At 56.4% G+C, this 25,676-nt stretch carries 21 protein-coding genes; 13 read left to right on the top strand and 8 right to left on the bottom strand.

Features of this window, described 5'->3' with window-relative positions:
* The first annotated feature begins 57 nt into the window (after positions 1–57).
* The 6 genes from ACFPDR_RS10180 (at position 58) to ACFPDR_RS10155 (ending at position 7,495) form a co-directional block, all read left to right on the top strand.
* Positions 58–630: a thermonuclease family protein gene (locus tag ACFPDR_RS10180; RefSeq protein ID WP_251196084.1), complete on the top strand. Its 573-nt coding sequence runs from the start codon at positions 58–60 to the stop codon at positions 628–630.
* Positions 624–2,810 (top strand): ABC transporter substrate-binding protein, encoded by a 2,187-nt coding sequence (locus tag ACFPDR_RS10175; protein ID WP_083054027.1) that lies wholly within the window; start codon positions 624–626, stop codon positions 2,808–2,810. The genes ACFPDR_RS10180 and ACFPDR_RS10175 overlap by 7 nt, the downstream gene beginning before the upstream one ends.
* Positions 2,810–3,787, top strand: coding sequence for an ABC transporter permease (locus ACFPDR_RS10170; RefSeq protein WP_009457740.1), 978 nt, complete (start codon positions 2,810–2,812; stop codon positions 3,785–3,787). The genes ACFPDR_RS10175 and ACFPDR_RS10170 overlap by 1 nt, the downstream gene beginning before the upstream one ends.
* A 7-nt stretch (positions 3,788–3,794) precedes the next feature.
* The gene (locus tag ACFPDR_RS10165) at positions 3,795–5,249 is read left to right on the top strand and encodes an ABC transporter permease (protein ID WP_115634105.1); all 1,455 of its coding nucleotides are present in this window, start codon (positions 3,795–3,797) and stop codon (positions 5,247–5,249) included.
* Positions 5,246–6,931: an ABC transporter ATP-binding protein gene (locus tag ACFPDR_RS10160; RefSeq protein ID WP_052159334.1), complete on the top strand. Its 1,686-nt coding sequence runs from the start codon at positions 5,246–5,248 to the stop codon at positions 6,929–6,931. The genes ACFPDR_RS10165 and ACFPDR_RS10160 overlap by 4 nt, the downstream gene beginning before the upstream one ends.
* 87 nt (positions 6,932–7,018) lie before the next feature.
* Positions 7,019–7,495, top strand: a complete 477-nt coding sequence (locus ACFPDR_RS10155) for a DUF1178 family protein (protein ID WP_026484274.1) — start codon at positions 7,019–7,021, stop codon at positions 7,493–7,495.
* On the opposite strand, the gene ACFPDR_RS10150 is transcribed toward ACFPDR_RS10155, so the two are convergent.
* Complete coding sequence (locus ACFPDR_RS10150; protein WP_376911094.1) at positions 7,446–9,323, bottom strand: sigma-54-dependent Fis family transcriptional regulator; 1,878 nt, start codon at positions 9,321–9,323, stop codon at positions 7,446–7,448. The genes ACFPDR_RS10155 and ACFPDR_RS10150 overlap by 50 nt on opposite strands.
* Before the next feature lie 242 nt (positions 9,324–9,565).
* On the opposite strand from ACFPDR_RS10150, the gene ACFPDR_RS10145 reads away from it, so the two are divergent.
* Together ACFPDR_RS10145 and ACFPDR_RS10140 are read left to right on the top strand one after the other, a co-directional pair.
* The gene (locus ACFPDR_RS10145) at positions 9,566–11,092 is read left to right on the top strand and encodes an aldehyde dehydrogenase family protein (RefSeq protein WP_035270842.1); all 1,527 of its coding nucleotides are present in this window, start codon (positions 9,566–9,568) and stop codon (positions 11,090–11,092) included.
* A gap of 134 nt (positions 11,093–11,226) precedes the next feature.
* On the top strand, positions 11,227–12,375 hold the full coding sequence (locus ACFPDR_RS10140) for an iron-containing alcohol dehydrogenase (protein WP_376911093.1): 1,149 nt from the start codon (positions 11,227–11,229) through the stop codon (positions 12,373–12,375).
* Positions 12,376–12,537: 162 nt separating this feature from the next.
* On the opposite strand, the gene ACFPDR_RS10135 is transcribed toward ACFPDR_RS10140, so the two are convergent.
* The 5 genes from ACFPDR_RS10135 to ACFPDR_RS10115 form a co-directional block, all read right to left on the bottom strand.
* Complete coding sequence (locus ACFPDR_RS10135; RefSeq protein WP_376911092.1) at positions 12,538–13,401, bottom strand: hypothetical protein; 864 nt, start codon at positions 13,399–13,401, stop codon at positions 12,538–12,540.
* Positions 13,402–13,659: 258 nt separating this feature from the next.
* Positions 13,660–14,340, bottom strand: coding sequence for a hypothetical protein (locus tag ACFPDR_RS10130; RefSeq protein ID WP_257113142.1), 681 nt, complete (start codon positions 14,338–14,340; stop codon positions 13,660–13,662).
* Positions 14,341–14,575: 235 nt separating this feature from the next.
* Entirely contained in the window at positions 14,576–15,406 is an 831-nt protein-coding gene (locus ACFPDR_RS10125) for an SDR family NAD(P)-dependent oxidoreductase (protein WP_376911091.1), read from the bottom strand.
* 11 nt (positions 15,407–15,417) lie between these two features.
* A complete protein-coding gene (locus ACFPDR_RS10120) occupies positions 15,418–17,280 on the bottom strand; it encodes a TRAP transporter large permease subunit (protein WP_060185711.1) in 1,863 nt (620 codons plus the stop codon).
* A 17-nt stretch (positions 17,281–17,297) separates the two neighbouring features.
* Entirely contained in the window at positions 17,298–18,308 is a 1,011-nt protein-coding gene (locus ACFPDR_RS10115; RefSeq protein WP_376911090.1) for a TRAP transporter substrate-binding protein, read from the bottom strand.
* Positions 18,309–18,537: 229 nt separating this feature from the next.
* On the opposite strand from ACFPDR_RS10115, the gene ACFPDR_RS10110 reads away from it, so the two are divergent.
* The 5 genes from ACFPDR_RS10110 (at position 18,538) to ACFPDR_RS10090 (ending at position 23,813) form a co-directional block, all read left to right on the top strand.
* Complete coding sequence (locus ACFPDR_RS10110) at positions 18,538–19,338, top strand: IclR family transcriptional regulator (RefSeq protein ID WP_203145001.1); 801 nt, start codon at positions 18,538–18,540, stop codon at positions 19,336–19,338.
* A 65-nt stretch (positions 19,339–19,403) separates the two neighbouring features.
* Complete coding sequence (locus tag ACFPDR_RS10105) at positions 19,404–20,573, top strand: acetyl-CoA acetyltransferase (RefSeq protein ID WP_376911089.1); 1,170 nt, start codon at positions 19,404–19,406, stop codon at positions 20,571–20,573.
* Positions 20,570–22,192 (top strand): acyl-CoA synthetase, encoded by a 1,623-nt coding sequence (locus ACFPDR_RS10100; protein WP_376911088.1) that lies wholly within the window; start codon positions 20,570–20,572, stop codon positions 22,190–22,192. The genes ACFPDR_RS10105 and ACFPDR_RS10100 overlap by 4 nt, the downstream gene beginning before the upstream one ends.
* Complete coding sequence (locus tag ACFPDR_RS10095) at positions 22,186–23,061, top strand: hypothetical protein (protein WP_060185714.1); 876 nt, start codon at positions 22,186–22,188, stop codon at positions 23,059–23,061. Before ACFPDR_RS10100 ends, ACFPDR_RS10095 begins: the two co-directional genes overlap by 7 nt.
* Positions 23,061–23,813 carry an SDR family NAD(P)-dependent oxidoreductase gene (locus ACFPDR_RS10090; protein ID WP_247965825.1) on the top strand — a complete coding sequence of 251 codons (753 nt, stop codon included), beginning with the start codon at positions 23,061–23,063 and terminating at the stop codon, positions 23,811–23,813. Before ACFPDR_RS10095 ends, ACFPDR_RS10090 begins: the two co-directional genes overlap by 1 nt.
* 93 nt (positions 23,814–23,906) lie before the next feature.
* Here ACFPDR_RS10090 and efp read toward each other — a convergent pair whose 3' ends face one another.
* Together efp and earP are read right to left on the bottom strand one after the other, a co-directional pair.
* Positions 23,907–24,464: an elongation factor P gene (gene efp, locus ACFPDR_RS10085; protein WP_003802564.1), complete on the bottom strand. Its 558-nt coding sequence runs from the start codon at positions 24,462–24,464 to the stop codon at positions 23,907–23,909.
* 72 nt (positions 24,465–24,536) lie between these two features.
* Positions 24,537–25,676: an elongation factor P maturation arginine rhamnosyltransferase EarP gene (gene earP / locus ACFPDR_RS10080; protein WP_376911087.1), complete on the bottom strand. Its 1,140-nt coding sequence runs from the start codon at positions 25,674–25,676 to the stop codon at positions 24,537–24,539.

Raw genomic sequence — 25,676 nt, 5'->3', positions numbered from 1 at the left:
AGTATCTATAATTTGTTAGCCTAGTTTCTGCTACCCGCCTGGAGTGTTGTCCGCATCATGACTGTGTTTTCCCTGTCCGGCTTTTCTTCTTTGACGCGGCGCACAGCCGTTTGTGCTGGCTTGACGGCTGTGATGGCTGTCTGGGCCTTGCCTGTTCAGGCTCAAGACTTCGAGCTGACAGGGCGGGTGGTGCGGGTGGCCGACGGCGATACGCTGACGATTTTGCCCAGCAATAACAGGCAGGTGCGCGTGCGTCTGGCCAGTATTGATGCCCCCGAAACCACCAAAGACAGCCGTCGCCCTGGTCAGCCCTTTGCGGTGGCCTCGCGGCGCTTCCTGTCGGATTTGGTTTCCGGTAAACATTTGACCCTGTCTTGCTATGAGCGCGACCGCCACGGTCGCGCTGTATGCGATGTGCCTTTGGCCGATGGCGAAACCGCCAACCAGAAACTGGTACGGGCTGGAATGGCCATGGCCAATCGTGAAAAACGCGGCCGCTTCCTGCGCGACCCTCGTATTGATCAGCTGGAGCGCGAAGCCAAGGAAGCCGGTGTAGGCATCTGGTCTGAGCCCAATCCTGTTCCGCCATGGAAATGGCGTTATGACTGCTGGCAGCAAGGGCAATGCTAAGCCCTTTGCGGCGGCTCGGACTGGCTCTGTTGTGCGTCGGATTGGCAGCCTGCTCCAAGCCCGTTAACAGCCCTTATCACGAACACAGTGCAGCAGAAAACACGCTGTACAGCGCGTTCACGACCCGTTCTCCCAATCACCTGGACCCAGCCTTGTCCTACTCCGGTGACGAGACGCCGTTTACTTACTCGATTTACGAGCCACTGTACGGCTATCACTATCTGGACCGTCCCTACCGCCTGATTCCCAAGGCGGCGGCCGAGCTGGTAGAGCCTGTATACCTTGATGAGCAGGGTAATCGTTTGCCTGCTGATGTGCCGGGCGAACAGGTGGCAGTCAGCCGTTACGATATTCCCATCAAGCAAGGCATTCGCTTTCAGCCGCATCCGGCCTTTGCCTTGGATGAGCAGGGCGAGTACCGCTATTACCCCATGCGGGCGCCGGACCTGAACGATGCTTTCAGCATTGCCGACTTCGCCCATACCGGCTCGCGCGAGCTGACGGCTCACGATTACGTTTACGCCTTCAAGCGTTTGGCCAGCCCGCGCCTGGCCTCTCCTGTGCTGGGTGTGATGGCCGAGCACATCCGGGGCTTCAAGGAGTTCAGCGAAGAACTGGCCCGTATCGACAAGCAGGAGCCGCGTCCACAATGGCTGGATTTACGGCCCTACACCTTGCCGGGTGTGCGAGCGCTGGATAAACATACCTTGCGCATCGAGGTGAATGGCAAGTACCCACAGTTCAAGTATTGGCTGGCCATGACCTTTACCGCGCCCATGGCCTGGGAGGCCGAGCGTTTTTATAGCCAGCCGCGCATGGCGCAGCACAATCTGACACTGGATAGCTGGCCCGTGGGTACAGGCCCATTCATGCTGACGGAATCCCTGACCAATCGTCGTCACGTTCTGAGCCGTAACCCCAATTACCGGGGGGAGCCATACCCTTGTGTGGGCGAGCCCGGCGACCAGGCTGCTGGTTTACTGGAAGATTGCGGCAAACCCATGCCTTTTCTGGACAAAGTGGTGTTCTCTCTGGAAAAAGAGGGCGTCCCCTTGATGGGCAAGTTCCTGCAGGGCTATTACGACATTCCGCAGGTGGAGCGGGGCGAGTACGGTGTCGCCATGACAGTGGCCGCGCAGGACTCGGTCGACAAAGCCAATCTGTATCAGGAGCGCGGCCTGCAATTGCGCACGGCACCTGAAGCGCAATTGTTTTATATGGGCTTTAACTGGCACGACCCGGTGGTCGGTCAGGGCGATACGCCCGAGCAGTTCGAGAAAAACCGCAAGCTGCGCCTGGCCATCAGCATTGTGTTCGACTGGGAGCAGTACGTTTCCATTTTCATGAATGACCAAGGAGAAGCCGCGCATAGCCCTTTGCCGCCTGGCGTGCCGGGCTATCAGCCGCTGCCCCAGGGTGCCAACCCTTATGTCTACACCAAGGACAATGGCGTGGTGAAACGCCGCAGTCTGGACGAAGCGCGTGATTTGCTGCGACAGGCGGGCTATCCCGATGGACGGGACAGCCGTACCGGCAAGCCCTTGATTCTGTATTACGACTCCATGATGGGTATGGGCTCGGATGCCACGGTGGACTGGATGCGCCGTCAGCTGGCCCAGGTAGGCTTGCAGCTGGAGGTGCGCGCTACCGATTACAACCGCTTTCAGGACAAGATGAAGCGGGGCGCGGCACAGCTATTTCTGTGGGGCTGGGTAGCCGACTACCCGGATGCCGAAAACTTCTTCACCTTGCTGTATGGCCCCCAGGCCAAGAAGGATTTTGGTGGTGAGAACGCCGCCAATTACCAAAGCGCGGAGTTTGATCGCCTGTACGAGCAAATGCGCTTTCTGAACGACGGCCCGGACAAGCAGGCGGTGGTGCAGCAGATGATCCATCTGGTCCAGCATGATGCCCCCTGGATGTTTGGCTATGTGCCCAATGCGGGTGGTGCCTACCAAAGCTGGGTGCGCAATGCCAAGCCGTCCATGATGGTGCGCGACAGCATCCAGTATTACCGTATCGACCCCGAACAGCGTGTGGAGCGCATTGATCGCTGGAACCGCCCCGTCTGGTGGCCCGCCATTCCGCTGGGCTTGCTGGCCTTGATTCTGGTGTGGGTGGTGCGCTCGCAGGCTCAGGCGCGTCGTCGCCATGTGGCTCTGCGCAAGGAGAAAGACTGATGTTTTCCTATATGCTGCGGCGCATTCTGTATGGCGTGCTGATTCTGATAGGGGTCAATCTGCTGACCTTTGTGTTGTTCTTTGCCGTGAACACGCCTGACGATATGGCCCGTTTGTCCATTGGCGGACAGCGCGTCAGTCAGACGGCCATTGAAAACTGGAAGGCAGAGCGCGGTTATAACAAGCCGCTGTTTTATAACGCGCAGGCGGAAGGTTCCAAAACCTTTACCGACACGATTTTTTACGAGCGCTCGGTTCCTTTGTTGCGCCTGGACTTTGGCTTGTCCGACCAGGGGCAGGATATTGCCTATCAGATCAAGCAACGCATGGGGCCCAGTTTGGCGCTGGCCTTGCCCACCTTCTTTTTGGGCTTATGGGTGTGCATCAGTTTTGCCTTGCTGATGGTGTTCTTTCGGGGAACCCGACTGGATTTTTCCGCCGTTGTGCTGTGCGTCGTGTTGATGTCCATTTCGGGCCTGTTCTACATCATTGCCGGGCAATGGCTGTTTGCACGGGTGCTGCGCTGGGTGCCGTTTTCGGGCTGGGTAGAAGGGATGGATAACTGGCGCTTTCTGGTCTTGCCGGTGTTGGTGGGGATTTTGTCGCGTATCGGGGCGGAATCGCGCTTTTATCGCAGCCTGTTTCTGGAAGAGGCCAGCCGTGATTATGTGCGTACGGCGCGCTCCAAGGGGCTGGCGGAATCTACCGTTTTGTTCCGCCATGTCTTGCCCAATGCGCTCTTGCCCATTCTGACGGGCACCGTCTCGGCTTTGCCCCTGCTGTTCATGGGCAGCCTGATTTCGGAGTCTTTTTTTGGTATTCCGGGTCTGGGCAGCTTCACCATTGATGCCATCAATGCCCAGGACTTCTCCATTGTGCGTGCCATGGTGTTTTTAGGATCGATGCTTTATATCGCCGGTTTGATTCTGGCCGATATCTCCTACACCCTGGTTGACCCCCGCATTCGTTTTAGTTGAGCCCGCCATGCCACAGTTCGTCTTTCTCTGGACCGATACCTTTGTGCTGGCACTGTTTCTGGCCATGGCGCTCTACACCTGGCGCGTCGTCAAGCGGCCTGCCTTGCGCTCGGCCTGGGCCAGTGTGGCACGTACGCCCTCGGCCATGTGCGCTGCTGTTTTTCTGGTCTTTTTCCTGCTGATCGGTTTACTGGACTCCATTCACTACCGGCCTTTATTGCCGGCTGCCCCTGGGCAGGAAGCCAGCACAGCCAGCTATGCCCCCGTCGCCCGCTCTGCGCTGGACGATATTCTGAAGAAAGCCGGGCTGGCCGAGGTGGAAAAAACCTATTCCGCTCCCTTGGCCCGCTTTCAGCTGACCAAAGAAAGCATGCTGATAGATGGCAAGCCCGTGCGGGACTTTCCGCGTCTGGTCAATGCCGGGGTGGGTATGGATACGCCTGCCGCGCATAGACACGATATTTTGCAGCTAGGCGCCAAAGGTTTGGCCTGGGGGGGGCTAGTCAGTGTGCTACTGGCTGTTCTGCTGACGCTTTGGGGGCGCAAGCAATCCATGGAGCCGGGTTGGGGCGCGGCTTGGCGTTATTGGTGGCAAGGGCAGGGTTTGGTGAATTGGCGATTGGTCTGGTTCAGTGCCTGCGTGCTGGTGATACTGCTATGCCTGGTGCTGAGCCTGAGCGCGAATTACTACGTGCTGGGCACGGATCGCACGGGTAACGACATCATCTGGCAAGCCTTGAAAAGCGTGCGCACGGCTTTGGTGATTGGCACCTTGACCACCTTCGCCATGCTGCCACCTGCCATCATTCTGGGCTTGGCCGCTGGATACTTCCGGGGCTGGGTGGATGATGTCATTCAATACATTTACACCACGCTGACTTCCATCCCCGGTGTGCTGCTGATCGCCGCTTGCGTGTTGATGATGCAGGTCTATATCGACACCCATCCCGACAGCTTCGACACCGTGGCCGCTCGCGCAGATCTGCGCTTGTTCATGCTGTGCCTGATTCTGGGTTTGACCGGCTGGGCGGGCCTGTGCCGCCTGCTGCGGGCCGAGGTGTTGAAGCTGCGCGAGCTGGACTACGTTCAGGCAGCCCAAGCCTTTGGTGTCGGTCATCTGCGCATCATGTTCCGTCACCTGCTGCCTAACGTCATGCACATTGTGCTGATCACCCTGATTCTGGAGTTCTCCGGCCTGGTGCTGTACGAGGCTGTGCTGTCTTATCTGGGTATTGGTGTGGACCCGAGCATGCCATCCTTTGGGCGCATGATTGACGCCGCCCGTAGCGAGCTGTCCCGCGACCCGATCATCTGGTGGGGCCTGGCCGGGGCTTTTGTGATGATGCTGGGTTTGGTTCTGTCTGCGAACATTTTTGCCGATGCGGTGCAAACGGCGTTTGACCCTCGTACTCGTCGCTTCAAGGCTTTGCGAGTACGTCGTCCAGGAGGAGCCAAGGTATGAGCGAGCTTGAAAATGTCTCCGCCGTGAAGCCCTCTGCAACGCCTGCCGTGCTGAATATCGAGGGTCTGGAGCTGCGTGTGCAGTCCGATGCCGGTGTGCAAAGTGTGGTGCGTAATCTGTCTTTGGCCGTGCAGCGCGGTGAGACCTTTGCTTTGGTGGGGGAGTCCGGCTGCGGCAAAAGCATGACGGCCATGGCGATCCTGCGCCTCTTGCCCGAAGCCGCCTGGATGCAATCTGGTCAAATTGCCTTGGACGGGTTGGAACTGCCGCCTTTGCCTGAACAGCAAATGCAGGATGTGCGCGGTAAACGCATCAGCGTGATTTTTCAGGAGCCGTCCACCAGCCTGAATCCGGTCATGTCCATTGGCCGGCAGATCAGCGAGGTGATTCGTCGTCATGGTGTGGCTCCTGCGGGGCAGGAAAGGGCAAGGGCCATCAAATGGCTGGAACGCGTCGGCATCCCCGGTGCCGCACAGCGTTACGACGACTTTCCATTCCAGTTCTCCGGCGGCCAGAAGCAACGCATCATGATTGCCATTGCCTTGGCGGCCGAACCTGATTTGCTGGTGGCTGACGAACCAACTACCGCGCTGGATGTAACGGTTCAGGCGCAGATTCTGCAGTTGTTGGCCGATATACAGAAAGAGATGGGCCTGGCTATCTTGCTGATTACGCACGATTTGCTGCTGGTCAAACAGTACGCCGACTATGTGGCCTTGATGCGGCACGGACAAATAGTGGAAGCCGGGCTGGCAAGCCAGTTCTTTTTGCGCCCTAGCCATCCTTATGCTCGTGAATTGCTCAATGCCATTCCCACTTTTGAGAAACGTGGGCGTCCCTTGTCCCGTGCCCCTGCGCCCATTGAAGCAGTCCCACCGCGCAATAGCGGCAAAGAGCTGGTGCTGGATATTCAGGGCTTGTCTGTTTCCTATAAGCAGGCTGGCTCCTGGTGGCGACGCCTGCCTGTCATTCCCGTGGTCAAAGACTTGAGCCTGCAACTGCACAAGGGCGAAACCCTGGCTTTGGTCGGCGAGTCGGGCTGCGGTAAAAGCACGGTCGCACGTACTTTGATGCGCTTGCTGGATCATCAGGCTCAGATCAGCGGGCAGGTGCAGATGCAGGGGCAGAACGTCTTGCAAGTGAAAGGCAAGGCCTTGCGGCAACTGCGCTCACGTTTGCAGATCATTTTTCAGGATCCCTATGGGTCGCTGGATCCGCGCATGATGGTGGGGGATATTCTCCTGGAAGGCCTGACCGCGCTGCGTCCTGAGCTGGACACGAAGGCGCGTCGCAAACGAATTGAAACTTTAGTGGACCAAGTCGGTCTACCCAAGAATGCCCTGGATCGTTACGCACATGAGTTTTCCGGCGGGCAACGTCAGCGCATCGCTATTGCCCGTGCCTTGGCGGTAGAGCCCGCCGTTCTGATTTGCGATGAACCCACCTCGGCCCTGGACGTGTCCGTACAAGCGCAAATTCTGGATTTGATGCGTGAGTTACAAATGGAACTGGGTCTGGCTTATTTGTTCATTACCCATAATTTCGGGGTTGTGGAGTATCTGGCCGATCGAATTGCTATCATGGCCAAGGGACGCATCGTGGAGCAGGGCAGCGCACAGCACGTTCTGTTCCATCCGCAGGAAGAGTTGACGCAGCGTCTGCTGGCCGCTGTTCCCCGTTAAGCCGCGCCACATGCCGGACTTGCCATAATTAGTCCGGCACTTCTATGTCACAATACGGCGGTCTGTCCGCCCATTGATAAACACATTATGAGTCTGAAGGTTTTTGATCTTGAATGCGAACACGGCCATGTGTTCGAGGGTTGGTTTAGCTCACGCGAAAGTTACGATGAGCAGATCAGTCGTGGGCTTTTGTGTTGCCCCGTCTGCGACAGCCACGAGGTCAAACGCAAACTTTCGGCTCCACGTATCAATGTAGGTGCGCAGGAAAGCCTTGGCGCTCCTGCCAGTGCTCCAGTTCCGCCTCCCTTGCCTTCAACCATGCCTACCGAAGCGCAAATGCGGGCGATTCAAGGTCAGCTTTTACAAGAGCTGCGTTCGGTGATACGCAAGTCAGACAATGTGGGCACCCAGTTTGCCCAGGAAGCACGCCGCATGCACGAGGGCGACATTGAGCCGCGTGCAATCCGTGGTCAGGCCACGGTGCAGGAGTATCAGGAACTGGCCGACGACGGCATTATTGCCATGCCGATTCCGGACTTTCTGGATGATGACCGCCTGCAGTAAATAACTGCGACATTTCTTTCAGCCTGCGGTGCAAGGTACTGCGATGCAGTCCCAAGGCGCGCGCCGCTTGTGAAATATTTCCCTGATGCTGTTTCAAAGCCTGCTGCACGGCAGCGTATTCCTGTTCCTTCAGGGTTTGTGGCTTTGGGGAGTCAAGGGAGCTGGTTTCCGTAATGCTCCGGACCTCCGGGATGGCAGGCTCTTGGACCAGTACCGGGTGTTCTGCATTCAAGCATGGCAAGGCAGGCAGGTCCTGGGCCAACCAGAGCCGCCCCGGAGAATCTTGCACAATGATTTGCAGCAGCACCGATCGCAACTGACGGTAATTGCCCGGCCAGTCGTAGTCCTGCAGTATTTGCAGTGCTTCGGGATGTAGCTGGGGCGCAGCTTGGCCTTGTGCCAGAATAGCCAGTTCTTTGGAAATGTAGTCGCCCAGATCGTTGCGTTCCCTAAGGCTGGGGACTGTGCAGATATAGTCTTGCAGTCGGAAGTACAGGTCGGCACGGAAGCGGCCATCACGCACCAGTTTTTCCAGCGGTTGATGGCTGGCGCTGATCAGTTGGAAGTCCAGCCTGTGTGTGCGTTCCGAACCCAGTGCCTGCACCTCGCGCTCTTGTAGAACCCGTAGCAGACGGCTTTGCAAGCCTACAGGCATATCGCCAATTTCATCCAGAAACAGCACACCGCCATGGGCCTGACGCAATTTGCCTGCATAGCCCTGACGGCGTGCACCTGTAAACGCACCGGCTTCATAACCAAACAGCTCGGCTTCGATCAGGGTTTCGGGCAGGGCGGCGCAGTTAATCGCCACAAAAGGACCGGATTGCGACTTGTGACGACGATGCAGCTCACGCGCCATGCGCTCCTTGCCCGAGCCGCTAGGACCGCTGAGCAAGATGGACAAGCCCATCTGCATGGCGCGCAAAGCCGGCTCCAAAGCTTTTTCCTGTTGAGGGGACAGTTGTGTAGTTTCTGCCGTCTCAGTCCGAGCCAGCACCGCACGGGCTGGAGCCGGGGTTTTAGCCGCTGTGCTCAGGTGGAGCGTTACAGGTCGACTCGTGCTTTTCGCCTGTTCCAGTACCGAACTTAAGTCCTGGCCGGGTAGCTCCTGCCAGTCCTGGCGCAACATGCGGGCGGCCAACTCATCGGCCGCCACAATGGTGTCGTCCTCCAGAACCAGTCGACCACTAAAAGCACTATTGAGCAGGCCGGGGTCTGTATGCAGATGCAGCAGACGGCGGGATGGCGTGCACAGTGACTCCAGCATCTGGCGGCTGATCTGGCGGGCGTACAGCTGTGCCAAATCCAGCGCGTAGTGATGTTCCAGCTCCGAAGGGCCGGAAATATCCAGCACTCCAATAATCTGGCCGTAAGGGTCGTAAATGGGGGCGGCGTGGCAGCTAAGAATCCGGTTGTCAGGCAGATAGTGCTGGCTGCCGTGAATCTTGATGGGCTGTGCGCAGACCAGAGCCGTACCGATAGCATTGGTGCCGCGATGGTTCTCCGCCCAACTCACACCCGCACGCAAGGCAACCTGCTCGGCCCGCTGCAGAAAGTGTGGGTCCCCCGCCTGTTGCAACACCGTGCCTTGTGCGTCGCACAATAAAACCAGACTGCGATGCGGGTGCACCAGCGCCGCCAGATCCTGTACCGCTGCCGAGGAGTGATGCAACAAGTGATGCTGTTGTTCCAGCAACTGTCGCAGCGCACCTTGGCTCATGTCCCGAGGTTCCGCGCTTAACTCCGACTCCATCGTCTGACAGCGCTCCCAGGACTGACGCCACATGGTTTCGTTGGTCTGCGGGCAAAACGAGTGTAGAGAAGTCATGAGTGTGCTCCGGGAGGGGTGTCGCATTCTGCGACAGTGCTCGCGTTTTGCGACAGTAGTTGTCGCAGCCTGCGACTGGAGGTCGTTCCATTATGGAGGCGGGCGAGCTCAGGATCGAGTCGGGACAATCGCTAGCTAGTTTGGCACGTTATTTGCTTTAGTTAAGTCAGGATAAAGGCACCCCTAACCTTTCCCTGCGGTGCACGTCTTGTGGCACCGAACTAAATCAATAAGGAGACATCATGAATCTGTCCGATCTCAAATCCATGGGCCTGGATCTGGAATTCCCTTTCAAATCCCGTTACGACAACTACATTGGTGGACGTTGGGTGCCGCCGGTCGAAGGCGAGTATTTTGATAACGTCTCGCCCGTCACCGGGCAGGTGTTTTGCCAGGTAGCCCGCTCGGGTGCAGCGGACATTGACCTGGCTCTGGACGCCGCGCACAAGGTGCGCCACCAGTGGGCCAATACCCCGCCTGCCGAGCGCTCCGCCGTTTTGCTGCGCATTGCGGACCGTATCGAACAAAACCTGGAACGTCTGGCGGTGGCAGAGACCATCGACAACGGCAAACCCATCCGTGAAACCCGCGCGGCTGACTTGCCTTTGGCCGTCGACCATTTCCGCTACTTTGCCGGTTGCCTGCGCGCACAAGAGGGCAGCATCTCGGATGTGGACAGCACCACGGTTGCTTACCACTTCCACGAGCCTATCGGCGTGGTCGGCCAGATCATCCCCTGGAACTTCCCGCTGCTGATGGCCGCCTGGAAACTGGCCCCCGCCCTGGCGGCCGGTTGCCCCATCGTCCTGAAACCCGCCGAGCAAACTCCCGCTTCCATCCTGCTGCTGATGGAAATCATCGGTGACTTGCTGCCCGCTGGCGTACTGAACGTCGTCACCGGCTACGGTAAAGAAGCAGGCCATGCCTTAGCCAACTCCAAGCGCATCGCCAAAATCGCCTTCACTGGCTCCACCCCCGTCGGCCGTGAAATCCTGCACGCCGCAGCCGACCGCCTGATCCCCGCTACGGTAGAGCTGGGCGGCAAGAGCCCCAACATCTTCTTTGAAGACGTGATGCAGGCTGATGATGCCTTCCTGGACAAAGCCCTGGAAGGTTTGAGCATGTTTGCTCTGAACCAGGGCGAGATTTGCACATGCCCATCGCGTATCCTGATTCAGGAATCCATCTACGAGCGCTTTATCGAGCGTGCCGTGGAGCGAGTCAAACGTATCCAGACCGGCAACCCCCTCAATGCCGGGACAATGGTGGGCGCGCAGGTGTCCGAGAAACAGATGGAGCGCATCCTGGGCTACATCAATATCGGTCGGGAAGAGGGCGCACAAGCCTTGACTGGCGGCGAACGCAATCGTTTGGGCCAGGGTCTGGATAATGGCTACTACATCAGTCCCACCATGCTGCTGGGTAAAAACAGCATGCGTACCTTCCAGGAAGAAATCTTCGGACCAGTGGCTGCCGTCACTACCTTCAAGGACGAAGAAGAAGCCATTGCCATCGCCAACGACACCGAGTTTGGCCTGGGCGCTGGTGTCTGGAGCCGTGATGGCTCGCGCGCATACCGCGTAGGCCGTGGCATCGAAGCTGGCCGCGTCTGGACCAACTGCTATCACCTGTACCCTGCTCACGCCGCCTTTGGTGGCTACAAGCAATCCGGTATCGGCCGCGAAACCCATAAGATGGCCCTCAATAACTACCAGCAAACCAAGTGTCTGCTGGTCAGCTACAGCCCGAACGCCCTGGGCTTCTTCTGATCCTTTGATCTATTCGTAGTGTTGTAAGACCTCCCCCCATGCAATATGGGGGGATTCCCTCCTTGCGCGCTCTCAGTTCGTATACCCCCGAGGTCGCAGGGATTCTCTTCGGTCATTAATAAGGAATACGCACCATGACAGTCTCGGAATTCTTTATCCCCTCGCACAATATTCTTGGCCCCGGCGCACTGGACCAGGCCATGCCGATTGTCGGGAAAATGGGCTTCAAAAAAGCCCTGATCATTACTGATGCCGATCTGGCCAAGCTGGGTATGGCGAAGCTGGTGGCTGACAAGTTGATTGCGCAGGGCATCAATACAGCGATTTTTGATCAGGTGCAGCCTAACCCCACCGTGGGTAACGTCAATGCAGGCCTGGATGCTTTGAAAGCACATGGCGCAGACCTGATCGTATCCCTGGGCGGTGGTTCGTCGCATGACTGTGCCAAAGGGGTCGCGCTGGTCGCCAGCAACGGCGGCAAGATTGCAGACTATGAAGGTGTAGATAAGTCCGCCAAGCCGCAATTGCCGCTACTGGCTATCAACACCACCGCAGGCACAGCGTCGGAAATGACGCGCTTCACCATCATCACCGACGAAACCCGCCACGTAAAAATGGCGATCATTGACCGCCACATCACCCCCTTCCTGTCAGTAAACGACTCCGATCTGATGGAAGGCATGCCTGCGTCGCTAACCGCTGCCACTGGTATGGATGCACTAACCCACGCCGTTGAAGCCTACGTTTCCACAATCGCTACCCCCATCACCGACGCCTGTGCGGTGAAAGTGGTAGAACTGATCGCCAAATACCTACCGACTGCCGTGCGCGAGCCACATAATAAAAAAGCACGTGAACAAATGGCCTATGCGCAGTTCCTGGCAGGTATGGCATTCAATAACGCGTCGCTGGGCTATGTCCATGCCATGGCGCACCAGCTAGGCGGTTTCTACGATCTGCCCCACGGTGTCTGTAATGCACTGCTGCTCCCGCATGTGCAGGCATTCAATATGCAGGTGGCGGAGGAACGTCTGAATGAAATCGGCAAGCTGCTATCAGATAACAATCCAGATCTGAAAGGCCTGGATGTCATCGCAGCGATTAAAAAGCTGGCGGATATCGTGGGGATTCCGAAGTCGCTGGAAGAGCTGGGTGTGAAGCGGGAGGATTTTTCGGTGCTGGCAGATAACGCGCTCAAGGATGTCTGTGGTGCGACTAATCCGATTCAGACGGATAAGAAGACGATTATGGGGATTTTTGAAGAGGCGTTTGGGGTGAGGTAAGTTAAGTAGGTGTTGAGAGGAAGAGCTGAAAGCTCTTCCTCTTTTATTTGTTGGATGACGTGGAGTTGAGGGGCGCATGCGGTACGACTGCTTTCGCCCCAAAGCTGACGAACGCACTGCTCCTCCGCCTTGGCCGCTCCAACCAGCTTAAGCCTGCTATTCCTAGGCAGGATCGTTCTGGGCTTGCTCATCCCCCGTTTGACCTGTCTGAAGTCCGTGGACGTACTTTGCAAATTCCCGAAGAGATATTCGCTCAGTCTTTCCATCAACCATCAAAATCACGTGCCCTACGTCGTGAATACCATCATTTGGATAGGAATCTGTTTGGGCTGGCACATTCATCGTACCTACCCATTGACCCAAAACCCCTACAGTGAAGATCACGCTTTCGTTTGTAGGTGTGGACATTACGACGGATCCTGAAACTGCCTCACACATCACTTTCTCAAGCTGTACTTGGCGAGCATCTTTCGGCTCAACTGGATATAGGTCAAAGCACCCGCGCAAGTTGCTTGCCTCCAAAACCTGCTTCGCTGCGTCGGGGGATTTCGCATGTACCAGCCCTCGCAGGTCAGCATGGTCAGCAAAGGTTCGGAACAACTCACCATAAATTGCATATCCCGCTGCAAGAGCGACCTTCGCCACAAAACGAATTCGATCAAATGGCTTGATAGTGAGCGTCAGTTGGATGGCCTGCCCAGCGAGGTCTTGCTCGGGGACATCAAGCCTGTTTCTGGCGTCCCATACCGTAGTGCCATCCTTACCCCCAAGAGTAACCTGTGCCGGGCGTAGGTCTGCGCCATAAGTCGCATTCCGGATTCTTACTTCTGGCTTCTTATTGCTGTGTCCACGAGCATCGAACTCCCGGCGACGGAACATCGTGATGATATCCTTGGTCGCCAAGGCAGCATCAATTGCACTGCCAACCTCCGCGTTGAGTGTCTTACTCACCGGCACTGTAAAACCGTTGCTTCCACCCAATGACAAAGGAATGATGTGCTCAGCATTACATGCGGCAGAGTCCATCTCTTCTCCGGCGTAGGGGCACCAAATCTTGGTTGTACTCATGATTCCCTTGTTTTCATATCTCAGCGTACCGACTCATAGGGCTGCGACTTTATGCATTGGCACTGTAACGCCAAGTAGGCCGTAGTTGGAGCGCGGCTCCTGGTCGATTGCGTCCAACGACAAATAACAAATAACAAAACCCGATCCAAGGCAGACAGCCAAACTACTAACGATAAGTAAGCGGCTGGCTTTTGGCCAGTCCGCTTGACTGCCATATTAGAAGCTCGGCTGCGAATTTGACCATGGATTGACGGGAAGCTGAGATTGCATTTCATAGAACCTTTGATTCTTAACTTGCTGACCTACAGCATAGTAAAAACTGTGATCCCCAGAAGCATGACGCATGGCTTGAACTGACTGATCGAAGTTTGCAGCTTTATAAAAAAGATGGTTGTAGAAAGACATATAAGCGACGGTTACGTCTGATTGAAGTACTGCTCCCGTATTACCAATAAGAATATTGAAAGCACTATCAAAAGCGTTTGCCATACTGGTAGCGTTAAATCCGTTGCATGAGGCCATGCACACATACGGATCGTGGCCCTTTACATGATTGTGGGTCAATAAAAGGTTGCGCAGCTCCGACCAACTAAAGAACGAGCCGTCCGTTAAACCGACACCCGGTTGTGACCCATGCATGCAGAGATGAACAAACGGGATTGCGTTTGTGTTTGCATAGTGCTGCATTTGATGAACAGCATCTGGAAGACGGTTGTTTAGGGCAGCTTGAAAATTTTCTTTGCTTGTTGCGAGGGTATAAAAGCAAGGAATTCTTATTGCTCTAAGAGCATCTCGCAATGCCATCCCGATGCTGTAGCCATCGTACAAATCGTTATGATTCGGAGAGTCAACAAGAAATACAAATGGTCTGTTAACTACTTGATTCAAAGGAAACATAGAATTCTCTATTCCTAATTAGATTTAGAGGGAAGGCAAAAATGCTCATCGTTCTTATAAGAATGAATCTATCCGTAATGAAGAGAGTGAGCAATCACACGCAAACCTTTTAGGCAAACCTGAAAATTTTCGAGATTGGCGCTTGATATGAGTCGTTAAAGAGCAATGATGGAATGACTGCTCCTGGCCGATTGCAGACTTTCGCCAATTGTGCATACCGATCGGAACTAACCACTCACCTCATCCCCGGCATAGCACAAGAATGCCCCCCATCCACCGGCAGACAAACCCCCGTAATAAACCCCGCCGCATCCGAAGCCAGAAACACCGCTGCATTCGCAATATCCCACGGTGTTCCCGTTCTCTTCATTGGCACCGCATTAGCCCGCTGCTCCTTGATATGTTCAATCGAGTCATACTGAGCAGCAATCTGCTGATAAACCAGTGGCGTATCAATCACCCCCGGCAAAATGGCATTTGCCCGTATTCCTTTATCAGCAAACTCCAATGCCGTAGCTACGGTAGCCTGATTCAGTGCCGCCTTAGACGCGTAATAAGCGAAGTAAGAGTAGCCACTCCAACGGATTGAGGCCAGGGAAGATATATTAGTAATCACTCCCGAGCCTTGTTTTAGAAAGTGCGGTAATACAGCGCGAGTGGTTCGCAGAATGGATCCGACGTTAGTATCCATGGTCTTTTGGAATAGAGCATCGTCTATATCTAATGGCCCACCCGCAGGTGCAATGCCTACGTTGTTATGCAGGACATCGATTTTTCCGAAATGCTCTATAGCTAAGGTCACTGTCTTTTCCACCGTCTCGGTATCACAAACATCCGCCTCCAAAGCCAGCGCTTCTCCACCTTCCCCAAGAATATGATCCGCGCTGCGTTTAGCAGCCGCCAAATCCTTATCCACACAAACCACCTGCGCCCCGGCCCTGGCATAGGCCACCGCCGCCGCTTTCCCGTTATTCCAATCCTCCAGGGGCGCGCCCGCCCCAAAAACCACTACTGTTTTGCCTTGCAAGCTTTGCGTAAAAACGGCGGAGTTGTGCTGCTGTGTCATAGCCATATCTCTTACAGAAAACCAATCGAAATCCAGGGGAAGGCGACTACAAAGACCAGGCCAATCAGCAGGGCCAGCATATAGCCCCAGATCGGCCGGATGCCTTCATCCGGGTTGACGCGGGCGATGGCGCAGGCGGTGTAGTAACCGACGCCGAAAGGTGGTGCGAACAGGCCCAGACCCATGGAAAGAATCACGATCATGGCGTAGTGCACGTCATGCACTTCCATGACTCGGGCGATGGGAAACAGCAGCGGGCCAAAGAGCACGATGGCGGGGATGCCTTCGAGCAGGCTGCCCAGGATGATGAAGGCAATTACCGACACAATCAGGAAGCCCATGCGGCCTCCGGGCAGGGTTTGCATGAATTGGGCCAGCTCGCGGGAGAAGCCGGATTGGGTCAAGGCCCAGGCCATGCCGGAGGCTGCACCGATGATGATCAGGATGGCTCCCGACAGAACAGCGGTATCCACCAGCATGGGGTAGAGTTTGCGCCAGTCGAACTGGCGGTAGATGACCAGGCCCGCGATCATGGCGTAGACGATGCCAATGGTGGAGACTTCCGTTGCCGTGGCGACGCCTTTAACAACGGCGGCGCGGATGACGAAGGGCAGGGCCAGTGCAGGCAGGGCGATCAGAAAAAGCTTCAGGGCTTCTTTGGCGGGTGTGCGCTGAATATTGGAGAGGTCCTCGTGCCGGTTGCGCCAGCCTACGACTACACACAGGCCGATACCCAGCACCAGCGCAGGCAACATACCGCCGGTAAACAGGGCGGCAATAGATACACTGGCAACCGAGCCAATCGTGATCAGCACAATAGAAGGTGGGATGGTTTCTGTTTGCGCGCCAGTTGCGGACAGCAGGGCGACCAGTTCGCCTTCCTTGGCGCCGCGCTTGGTCATTTCCGGGAACAGCGCAGGTGCGATGGCAGCCATATCAGCAGCTTTGGAGCCGGAGATGCCGGACACCAGATACATGGCGCCAATCAGTACATAAGACAGGCCTCCCTTTACATGACCCAGCAGGCTGGCCAGAAACTGCACCATGGCACGTGCCATGCCTGTCATTTCCAGCAGCAGACCCAGAAAAATAAAGGTGGGGATGGCCAGCAACATCAGATGCGACATGCCCTCGTCCATGCGACCGACCAGGGTCATCACGGGGACGCGGGTGGTCAGGGCCAGATAGCCCAGTGTGGCCAGGGCAAAGGTAAAGGCAATAGGTACGCTGGTCAGTACGCTGACGCCCACAATCAGTACAAAGAAGATCACCAGGTTCAGGTAGCCCAGCCCTTGCAGGTAGGGCTTGATCAGCCAGACCACTAAAGCCAGAGCAAATACGCTCAAGACAGCCCAAATGGCTTTAGGCTGGCGTATTACTTCCGCCATCTTGCCCAGACCAAAGATCAGCGCCAGCCCGAAACCGACCGGCAAGGCCGAGGCACGCCAGGCATTGGAGATTTCCAGGGCAGAGGTGGTGATGAAGGCCTCTTCCATCGCAAAATCAATTGCCGGATACAGGATCAGGGCGAAGAACAGTGTGGTGGCGGTGATAGCAAAAGCGGTAAAGAAGGGCTCCCATTCGCTGCCCAGGCGCGAGACCACGGCGGTCATGCGCATATGGGAAAAGCGATACGTCGCCAGGGCGGCCCCAAAGGTGGTCAGCCACAGGAAGAGAATGCCGCCCAGCTCGTCGGACCAGGTCAGTGGTGCGTGCAATACATAGCGCGACACCACGCCCGAGAGCAAGAGAACAATGACTAAGGCCAGCAGAATCGCACTGATAAAGGCCGTCGCTTTAAACAAGCAAGTTTCAAATTTCTGCCACAGCGGTGGCTGTTCCTGTATCTGCAGGTTCTGACTGTCATTTGTCATTGTGCTGTGCCCCTGGCTTATAAACTACCGACGACGGATTCCAATTGCTCCCAGCCTGTTGCCGGGAACTTCTTCTTCCATTCAGCATAGAAACCGGCATCAATCAGACGCTGCTTGAAGGCGGCGGTATCGGCCTGGACGAATTGCATGCCTTTGCCTTCCAGATCGCTTTGCAATTGCTCGGATAGGGCCAGCAAGTCGGCACGTTCCTGTACGGCGCTCTGGTTCAGGTTCTTGCGCACAATTTCCTGAATGTCCTCGGGCAGGCCGTCGAAGTTGCGGCGGTTGGCCAGCAGCCAGAAACCGTCCCACATATGGTTGGTCATGGCGCAGTACTGCTGCACTTCGTACAGCTTCAAGGTGGAAATCACGGCCAGCGGGTTTTCCTGGGCATCGACAATCTTGGTCTGCAAGGAGGAGTACAGCTCGTTGGCGTTGATGGTGGCCGGAGCAGCACCCAAGGAGCTGAACAGCGAGGTCCACATGGAGGAGGGCGGAACGCGAATCTTCATGCCGCTGATGTCAGCCGGAGTAGCGGCGGCGCGGCCCGAGCTGGTGATCTGGCGGTAGCCGTTGTCCCAGATCTGCTCAAAGGCGAACAGCGAGCGGGTTTTGGCGATCTCGGCACGAATGAACTCGCCCAGACCGCCATCCATGGCTTTCCAGACCTGGTCGTAATCTTTGAACGCAAAGCCCAGGCCGCTGATGGCGCTGGAGGGAACCAGGGTAGAGAGCACCACACCGGACAAGCACAGGAAATCAATAGCGCCCGAGCGGATCTGGCTCATCACATCGGTCTGCGAACCCAATTGGTCCGAGGGGAAGATGCGCAGGTCAAAGCGCCCATTCGTTTGTTCCCGAATGCGGTCTGCGGCTTCAACCATGCGGACATGTAAGGGGTGATGGGTGGGCACGCTGTGCGCAATGCGATACTCGAATTCGGCAGCTTCAGCAGATTTGGAAAAGCTCAATGCCCAGGGCAGGGTGCTGCTGGCAGCAACTGTTTTCAGAAATGTGCGACGCTTCATTTTTTAATCTCCTGTGGGGTCCATTTAATGGACCTATAGATTTATGTAAGCTGACCTGCTGCATTACAAGACAGGCCTGAAATTAGGACAACCTAGTATTTTTACCTACAGGATTTACGTAAATATTTAATATACTGCCCAAAATACTTCGCTAAAGGGCGGTTCACGTATTCCAATCTGAGTCACTAAATGGTCCAATATGCGGACCTATATTATCAAGAGTGTGAAAATGGATTCCAAAGAGAGCCCAGAGTCGATTTCTTCCAGCCAAACCCTGGATAGGGCCGTGCAAGTCATGCAGGTGGTCGTAGGCCTGCGTAACCAGGGCATAGGCTTGAGTGATGTCGTGAAAAAGGTCGAGTTGACCAAGCCCACCACCCGTCGCCTGTTATTGGCTTTGATGGGCAATGGCTTGATTGAGCAGGACCCGGTATCGCGCAAATATTTTCCCGGCCCCGAGCTGTATTCCTTGGGGCTGATGGCAGCGCATCGTTTTGGCATTCAGCGCATTGCCGAACGCAGCTTGGCGCGTATTGCCAAGGTGTCGGGTGACAGCGCGCTGCTCAGCGTGCAGCGCGGCTATGAAACCGTCTGTCTGGCTCGCGAGGAAGGGCATCATCCCTTGCGCTCGCATGTGTTGCAGCCGGGGGATCGTCACCCCTTGGGTTGTGGCGCCAGTGGGATTGCATTTCTGGCGGCCATGACGGATGAGCAGATTGGCGAAGCCCTGGAGGTCAATGCCGAGCGCCTGCGCCAGTACCCCCAGTTGAGCACCGACATTCTGTGGGATCTGGTGGCCGAGACGCGTGAGCAAGGCTATGCCTTTAACCGTGGTTTTATTTTTGAAGGTTCCTGGGGGGTGGCGGTTTGCGTTTCTCATCCCACCAGTGGCATGCCGGCTTCCCTGGCCATCGCCAGTGTAGAGAGCCGCTTGCGCAACAAACGACATGAGGAGCTGGTAGCGCTTTTGTTGGAAGAGAAGGCGTACATCGAGTCCCTGAGGATTGGGGAACAAGTTACGGGCCCTTGAGCAGCTATTTCAGCTTTTCAGGGGCGAGCGATTCATTGATCAAATTTCTACGTTCAAGGAAAACTATGTCTGGACACGCATGTATTGTGGGATGGGCACATACCCCGTTTGGAAAGCTGGATAACATCGACATTGAAGAATTGATTCAAGCCGTGGTCAGGGATTCGATTGCGCATGCCGGCATACAGGCTAGCGACATCGATTTTGCGGCCGTGGGTGTCTACAACAATGGCTTGAATCCCCAAGGGTTCGAGGCCGGATTGTTGTCCCTGCATCAGCCTGATCTGCGTTTCACACCTGCCGTGCACGTAGAAAATGCGTGCGCCACGGGTAGTGCCGCTATTCATAGCGTGATGGATGCGATTGAAAGCGGCCGTGCCCGCATTGGTATTGCTGTCGGTGCGGAAAAAATGACGGGCGTGCCTCCTAGCCGTATTCCTGAAATTCTCAGCTCCGGCTGCTATCGCAAGGAAGAGGACAATCCGCTGGGCTTTGCGGGGATTTTTGGTCAGATCACCCAGGCTTACTTTGATTGTTATGGCGACCAGAGCCACTCTTTGGCGCAGATTGCCGCCAAGAATCACGTGAATGCCCTGGCCAATCCTTACGCCCATGTGCGCCGTGATCTGGGCCTGGAGTTCTGCGATCAGGTTTCGGAAAAGAACCCTCTGGTGGCCGGCCCGCTGCGCCGCACCGACTGCTCCATGGTGTCCGACGGGGCTGCCGCGCTGATTCTGGCCGATGAAGAAACCGCCCGTGCCTTGCGCCGCGCGATTCGCTTCCGCTCCCGTGTCCAGGTCAATGATTTCATGCCTTTGTCGCGACGCGACCCGATTGCGTTTGAAGGGGCGCATCGTGCCTGGCAGCAGGCTCTGTCCAAAGCTGGTGTCGGCATTCTGGATCTGGATCTGGTGGAAACCCATGACTGCTTTACGACAGCTGAAATGCTGGAGTACGAAGCCATGGGTCTGGCTCCGCGTGGCGAGGGCTGGAAAGTGATTCTGGAAGGTCGCACCCGTAAGGATGGTCAGTTGCCGGTGAACGTCTCCGGTGGCCTGAAAGCTCGCGGTCACCCTCTGGGCGCAACCGGTGTTTCCATGCACGTGATGGCCGCCATGCAGCTGGCTCAGGAAGCCGGTGACATGCAGTTGCCGCAGGCGGAACTGGCCGGCATCTTCAATATGGGTGGTGCGGCTGTGGCTAACTATGTGTCGATTCTGGAACGCTTGAAATGATGACAAATGCCGTGGTACAGCCCATGTCGAATCGGGCTATGAACTTGTCGCACCTGTTGACCCAGAATGCGCGTCGTCTGCCGGATCAGCCCGCGTTGATCTGGGGTGAGGAAAGCTGGGATTGGCGGGAACTGGATGCTCAGGTCTCGGCCTTGGCGGCGGGCCTGCAAGCCCGTGGCGTGCAGGCTGGCAGCGCGATTCTGGTGCACTCCAAAAACAGCAATGAGATGTTCCTCTCCATGTTCGCCGCTTTCCGTTTGGGGGCGATCTGGGTGCCGACCAACTTCCGCGTCAAGCCCGAAGAGTTGCTGCATATGGTGGAGGTGTCTGGCAGCACGGTATTCCTGTGCCAGACGGATTTCCCTGAACATGCGGAAACCGTCACCCAGCATTTCCCGCAGATGGACTTGCTGTGGTTGCGCGGTACACCAGCACCAGCCGATTCGCGCCCCTTGGTGGCAGATCTGTTAAGGGATCATGCGGGTGCCGTTACGCCGAATGCCGATGTATTTTCCAACTCACCTTGCTGGCTGCTGTTTACCTCCGGTACGACAGGCAAGCCCAAAGCCGCCGTGTTGACGCATGGGCAAATGGCCTTTGTCCTGACCAATCATCTGGCTGATCTCTTGCCTGGTACTCGCAGCGAAGATGGTGGTCTGGTGCTGGCTCCCTTGTCGCATGGTGCAGGTGTGCATCAGTTGAATCTGGTGTTGCGTGGCGCAAAAACCGTGCTCTTGCCGGGCGACAGCTTCAGTACCGAACAAGCCTTTGCCTTGATCGAAAAGTACAAGCTCAGCACCTTGTTCACAGTACCGACGATTTTGAAGTTGCTGGCCGAGTGCCCACATATCGATCAGTACGATCACTCCAGCCTGCGTCATGTGATTTATGCCGGTGCGCCCATGTACGAGGCGGACTTGCGTCTGGCGCTGGAGAAGTTCGGTCCGGTGCTGGTGCAGTACTACGGCCTGGGCGAGGTGACGGGCAATATCACCGTGCTGCCGTCTTTTGATCATCAAGATGCCGATGGTCGTATCAGCCATCCCGCCAGCTGTGGCTACGAGCGTGCGGGCATGCAGGTGTCCATTCAGGACGAACAAGGTCGGGAAGTGGCGTATGGCGAAACTGGCGAGGTCTGCGTAATTGGCCCAGCCGTGTTTGCGGGCTACTACAACAATCCCAAGGCCAATGCCGAGTCCTTCCGCAATGGCTGGTTTCGCACGGGCGATATCGGTCATATGGACGAGCGTGGCTATGTGTACCTGACCGGGCGTGCTTCCGATATGTACATCTCGGGTGGCTCCAATATTTACCCGCGCGAGATCGAGGAATACATCCTGCTGCACGGTGCAATTACTGAAGTGGCGGTGGTGGGTGTGCCGGATCGTCAGTGGGGTGAAGTCGGAGTGGCAGTGTGTGTCTTGAAAGAAGGGGCCGCCTTGACGGAGGCTGAGCTGCGCAGCTGGCTGAGCGAGCGCATCGCTCGCTACAAAATGCCCAAGTACATCCAGTTCTGGGATTCCCTGCCCAAGTCCGGCTACGGCAAAGTGCCCAAGCGCATGGTGAAAGATGAGCTGATGAAATGTCTGCCGCAGCTGGCACAGGAGGCACCATGCTAAGAGAGGTCAAGCATCCTGGCGTTCAGCGGGCTCAGCCTTATATGCTGGCCCCTTGCCAGACGGAAAGTCATACCCAGACCTTGCGGGCCGGGCATTCCTTGCTGGATGCCTTCCGCCTGGCGGGGGAGGCACATGGTTTGTATAGCGCGGTGGGGCGTTTCAAAGGCGGGCAGTTTGCGGACCTGCATTATGTGATGCCGGCGCTGTCTTCCTCGCCCGATCATTCGGTGTACTACAGCCAGCTTTATACACACCCCGGTCCGGTTCAGATTGAGCAAGCCAGTGTGACTCTGGGGCGCAAACCAGATGGTCAGTTATGGCTGCACTGTCATGCCGCCTGGCGTGACTCTGAAGGACAGTTGCAGGCCGGGCATATTCTCCCGGACCAAACGATTTTGGGTGGTTCGCCGGAGCTGGATATTAGCTATGTCCGCGGCGCAGCCTTTGAGACTCTGCCTTGCCCGGAAACGAATTTCAGCTTGTTCACGCCTGTCGCCAGACCCGAGCACTTGTCAGTCCAGGCTCAGCCTGAAAGCCCGAAAAGCTGGATTGTGACCTTGGCCCCGAACCAGAATATCTCAGCTGTCTTGCGGGCTATCTGTCAGGAGCTGGGCCTGACGCGTGCCGTCATCCGCGGTGGTGTCGGGAGTTTGGTCGGGGCGATCCTGGAGCCTGAGATCGTTGTCGAACCTTTCGTCACTGAGGTGCTGATTGAGGAAGGGCGGATTGACCTGAGCCTGCCCGCCGAGCAACAAGTGCAACTGGACGTGATCATTATTGATTATCAGCATGGCGTGCATCGTGGTCGTTTGAAACCGGAGGTGAACTCTGTGCTGGTGACTTTTGAAATGGTTCTGGAGGCAGCCTGATGCAAGATTCCTGGATGGTAGTGACGGGGGCGGCTTCCGGTATTGGGCTGGCAACCGTCGAGCTGTTGCTGGAGCAGGGCGCGTATGTGCTGGCTCTGGATAATAATGCCGAGAAATTAGCCGCTTTGACAGAGCAGTTCAATCGTTACGGCGATCATCTGGCCGCCGAGCTGCTGGATATTACCGACGAAGCGCGTATTGCTCCTTTGCTGAAGCGCTATCACTCCCAACGTCCTGTAGGCGGCTTGGTGAATTCTGCCGGGTTTGGACGTGATGTGACGTTTCTGGAAACGGACTCTGCCTTGCTACGGGCAACCTTCGAGGTCAATGTGCTGGCGGCGTTTAGCATCAGCCGGGAAGCGGCCTTGTTGATGCGCGAGTACAAGCAGGGCGCGATTGTGCATATTTCCTCGGTGTCGGGTCTGGTGGGTAATCGTGGGCGCGCCGCCTATGGCATTACCAAGGCGGGTTTGATCAACCTGACGCAGGTCATGGCCAATGAGCTGGCCCAGGAAGGCATACGGGTGAACTGTGTGTGTCCTGGCCCGATCATGACGCCATTGGCCATGCAAGTGCACACGGAGCAGGTGCAGGAAACCTGGAAATCTGCCGTGCCTATGCATCGCTATGGCACGCCGCGTGAGGTAGCGCAGGCGATCTGCTTTTTGCTGGATACCGAAAAAACAGCCTATATGACCGGGCAGATCATCAGTGTGGACGGTGGTTTTGTGAATACCGGCCTGCTGGCCTGAGGATGATGTGGTGATTCGAGCAGGCAGGAAAAAGGGGCTGTAAAAACAGCCCCTTTTTTTGCGCGTACCGCACTGGACGGTACGACGTCTTTCTTACATCACGCGGCTGCGGTATTCGCCAGTGCGGGTGTCGATTTCGATCTTGTCACCGATGTTGCAGAACAAAGGCACGCTGATTTCGGTGCCCGTGTTGATCTTGGCAGGCTTCAGCACTTTACCGGAGGTATCGCCTTTCACGGCAGGTTCGGTGTAGGTGATTTCGCGCACGATGATGGTGGGCAGTTCAACCGAAATAGCACGGCCTTCGTAGAAAACGGCCTCAACGGACATGTTTTCTTCCAGGTAATCCAGGGCGTCGCCCATGCTTTCAGCTTCGATTTCGTACTGGTTGTACTCTTCGTCCATGAAGACGTACATGGGGTCAGCAAAGTAGGAGTAAGTGCATTCGCGCTTTTCCAGCTGAACCACTTCAAATTTTTCGTCAGCTTTGTGCACGGCTTCGCTGTTCGAGCCGGTCAGCAGGTTCTTGAACTTCAATTTGACAACGGCGGAGTTGCGACCGGATTTGTTGTATTCCGTTTTCTGAACGACCAGAGGGTCGCCATTAACCATCGCGACGTTACCAACGCGCAGTTCTTGTGCGGTTTTCATTAAAAAAACTCCGAATGGGACAGGCTCCGCCAAACGCAGTGTCAGGGAGCTTTTAAGAGGTAATCCGTTATTTTAGCGTTTTCGGGCGACTTGGGTGTAAAAACTCAGCAAACTGCTGGCCAAATCGGCTTGTTCAGCCAGTTTTTCACTATAAGTACGGGCTTCTTGTTGCCATAGACGCAACACCTTGGGGTCCAGGCAGCGGCTCAAGGCAGTGGCGGCGCCGGCCTGATCGGCACTGCTCCAGGCCAGATGCAGGGCTTGAACCGGCTTGGGCAAATTGCCGGTATCCAGCCAGGCTTGCAGCTTGTCCAGATGGGCCTGTTCTTCCTGTACGTAAGGCTGCCACAGCATGGGCTGAGCGGCCCAGATGGCGCGTACCAGGGAGTCCTCGCCACGCACAATATTCAGCGCGCTACGCCAGAGCAGGGCATCAAAATCGGCCTGATTCACAGCGGGGATGCGCTGAACGTGCAAGTGGCCTTGCTCCAGATCCGGGATACCTTGGGCAACAGACTCGGGCACCAGCAGCAGGGTTTTCTGCTTTAGCGTGGATAGCACTTCGGGCAGGGCCAGCACGGGCGCATCGGGATAGCAGAACAGGAACATTTGCTGCATCTCGCCCTGGAGCAGGGCTTGAATGTGCTCCTGCGCCACGCCCAGACGACTCAGCATGGCCTGGTAGGCAGCATCGTCCCTTTGAAAGGCGTCGCGACGGGCCAGCAGATCGCTTTCACGCAGCAGCCCCCCTGTTTGCGGGACAAAACCGGGAAAGAAGAAATATTTGTTCGCACCACCGGCTTGTGGGGAGGGCAGGCCGTGGCAGCCCTGTACCCAGGGCTCGGCGCTCAGGTAATCCAGATTGATCCACACATGGCTATCTGCCGTCAGTTGCCGTGTCATGGCTTCGGGCGGTTCGCAGGCAAAGGCCTCGATCACGAAGGGATGTGCTGCGGGGTATTCTTGGCGCGCGTCGTGCCAATGCTCAATATCTACGCCCTGCAGTTGCTGGCTTTGCCGTTCGCTTTGAATTTCGGACTGGATACGGCTGAAGCTGTGCAGATCATCTACCCACAGGCGTAGCTGGGCGACCTCGGGTCTGGCCGCCAACTGACGGGCCAGCCGCCAGCACACGCCTATATCCCCCAGATTGTCGATAACACGGCAAAACAGGTCTATGGATACAGGTTGGGAAACAGTAACGGTGTTCAA

The sequence above is a fragment of the Alcaligenes sp. GCM10023179 genome (genome assembly GCF_042653705.1).
GTDB lineage: Bacteria > Pseudomonadota > Gammaproteobacteria > Burkholderiales > Burkholderiaceae_B > Alcaligenes > Alcaligenes phenolicus.
The sequence above is the reverse complement of the archived record's forward strand: the minus strand, read 5'-3'. Positions and strand labels throughout refer to the sequence as shown.

Bases quoted from the DNA above. Each gene is read 5' to 3' on its own strand.
- ACFPDR_RS10180 (WP_251196084.1), top strand. From the start codon at position 58: ATGACTGTGTTTTCCCTGTCCGGCTTTTCTTCTTTGACGCGGCGCACA.
- ACFPDR_RS10175 (WP_083054027.1), top strand. From the start codon at position 624: ATGCTAAGCCCTTTGCGGCGGCTCGGACTGGCTCTGTTGTGCGTCGGA.
- ACFPDR_RS10170 (WP_009457740.1), top strand. From the start codon at position 2,810: ATGTTTTCCTATATGCTGCGGCGCATTCTGTATGGCGTGCTGATTCTG.
- ACFPDR_RS10165 (WP_115634105.1), top strand. From the start codon at position 3,795: ATGCCACAGTTCGTCTTTCTCTGGACCGATACCTTTGTGCTGGCACTG.
- ACFPDR_RS10160 (WP_052159334.1), top strand. From the start codon at position 5,246: ATGAGCGAGCTTGAAAATGTCTCCGCCGTGAAGCCCTCTGCAACGCCT.
- ACFPDR_RS10155 (WP_026484274.1), top strand. From the start codon at position 7,019: ATGAGTCTGAAGGTTTTTGATCTTGAATGCGAACACGGCCATGTGTTC.
- ACFPDR_RS10150 (WP_376911094.1), bottom strand. From the start codon at position 9,323: ATGACTTCTCTACACTCGTTTTGCCCGCAGACCAACGAAACCATGTGG.
- ACFPDR_RS10145 (WP_035270842.1), top strand. From the start codon at position 9,566: ATGAATCTGTCCGATCTCAAATCCATGGGCCTGGATCTGGAATTCCCT.
- ACFPDR_RS10140 (WP_376911093.1), top strand. From the start codon at position 11,227: ATGACAGTCTCGGAATTCTTTATCCCCTCGCACAATATTCTTGGCCCC.
- ACFPDR_RS10135 (WP_376911092.1), bottom strand. From the start codon at position 13,401: ATGGACTCTGCCGCATGTAATGCTGAGCACATCATTCCTTTGTCATTG.
- ACFPDR_RS10130 (WP_257113142.1), bottom strand. From the start codon at position 14,340: ATGTTTCCTTTGAATCAAGTAGTTAACAGACCATTTGTATTTCTTGTT.
- ACFPDR_RS10125 (WP_376911091.1), bottom strand. From the start codon at position 15,406: ATGACACAGCAGCACAACTCCGCCGTTTTTACGCAAAGCTTGCAAGGC.
- ACFPDR_RS10120 (WP_060185711.1), bottom strand. From the start codon at position 17,280: ATGACAAATGACAGTCAGAACCTGCAGATACAGGAACAGCCACCGCTG.
- ACFPDR_RS10115 (WP_376911090.1), bottom strand. From the start codon at position 18,308: ATGAAGCGTCGCACATTTCTGAAAACAGTTGCTGCCAGCAGCACCCTG.
- ACFPDR_RS10110 (WP_203145001.1), top strand. From the start codon at position 18,538: ATGGATTCCAAAGAGAGCCCAGAGTCGATTTCTTCCAGCCAAACCCTG.
- ACFPDR_RS10105 (WP_376911089.1), top strand. From the start codon at position 19,404: ATGTCTGGACACGCATGTATTGTGGGATGGGCACATACCCCGTTTGGA.
- ACFPDR_RS10100 (WP_376911088.1), top strand. From the start codon at position 20,570: ATGATGACAAATGCCGTGGTACAGCCCATGTCGAATCGGGCTATGAAC.
- ACFPDR_RS10095 (WP_060185714.1), top strand. From the start codon at position 22,186: ATGCTAAGAGAGGTCAAGCATCCTGGCGTTCAGCGGGCTCAGCCTTAT.
- ACFPDR_RS10090 (WP_247965825.1), top strand. From the start codon at position 23,061: ATGCAAGATTCCTGGATGGTAGTGACGGGGGCGGCTTCCGGTATTGGG.
- efp (WP_003802564.1), bottom strand. From the start codon at position 24,464: ATGAAAACCGCACAAGAACTGCGCGTTGGTAACGTCGCGATGGTTAAT.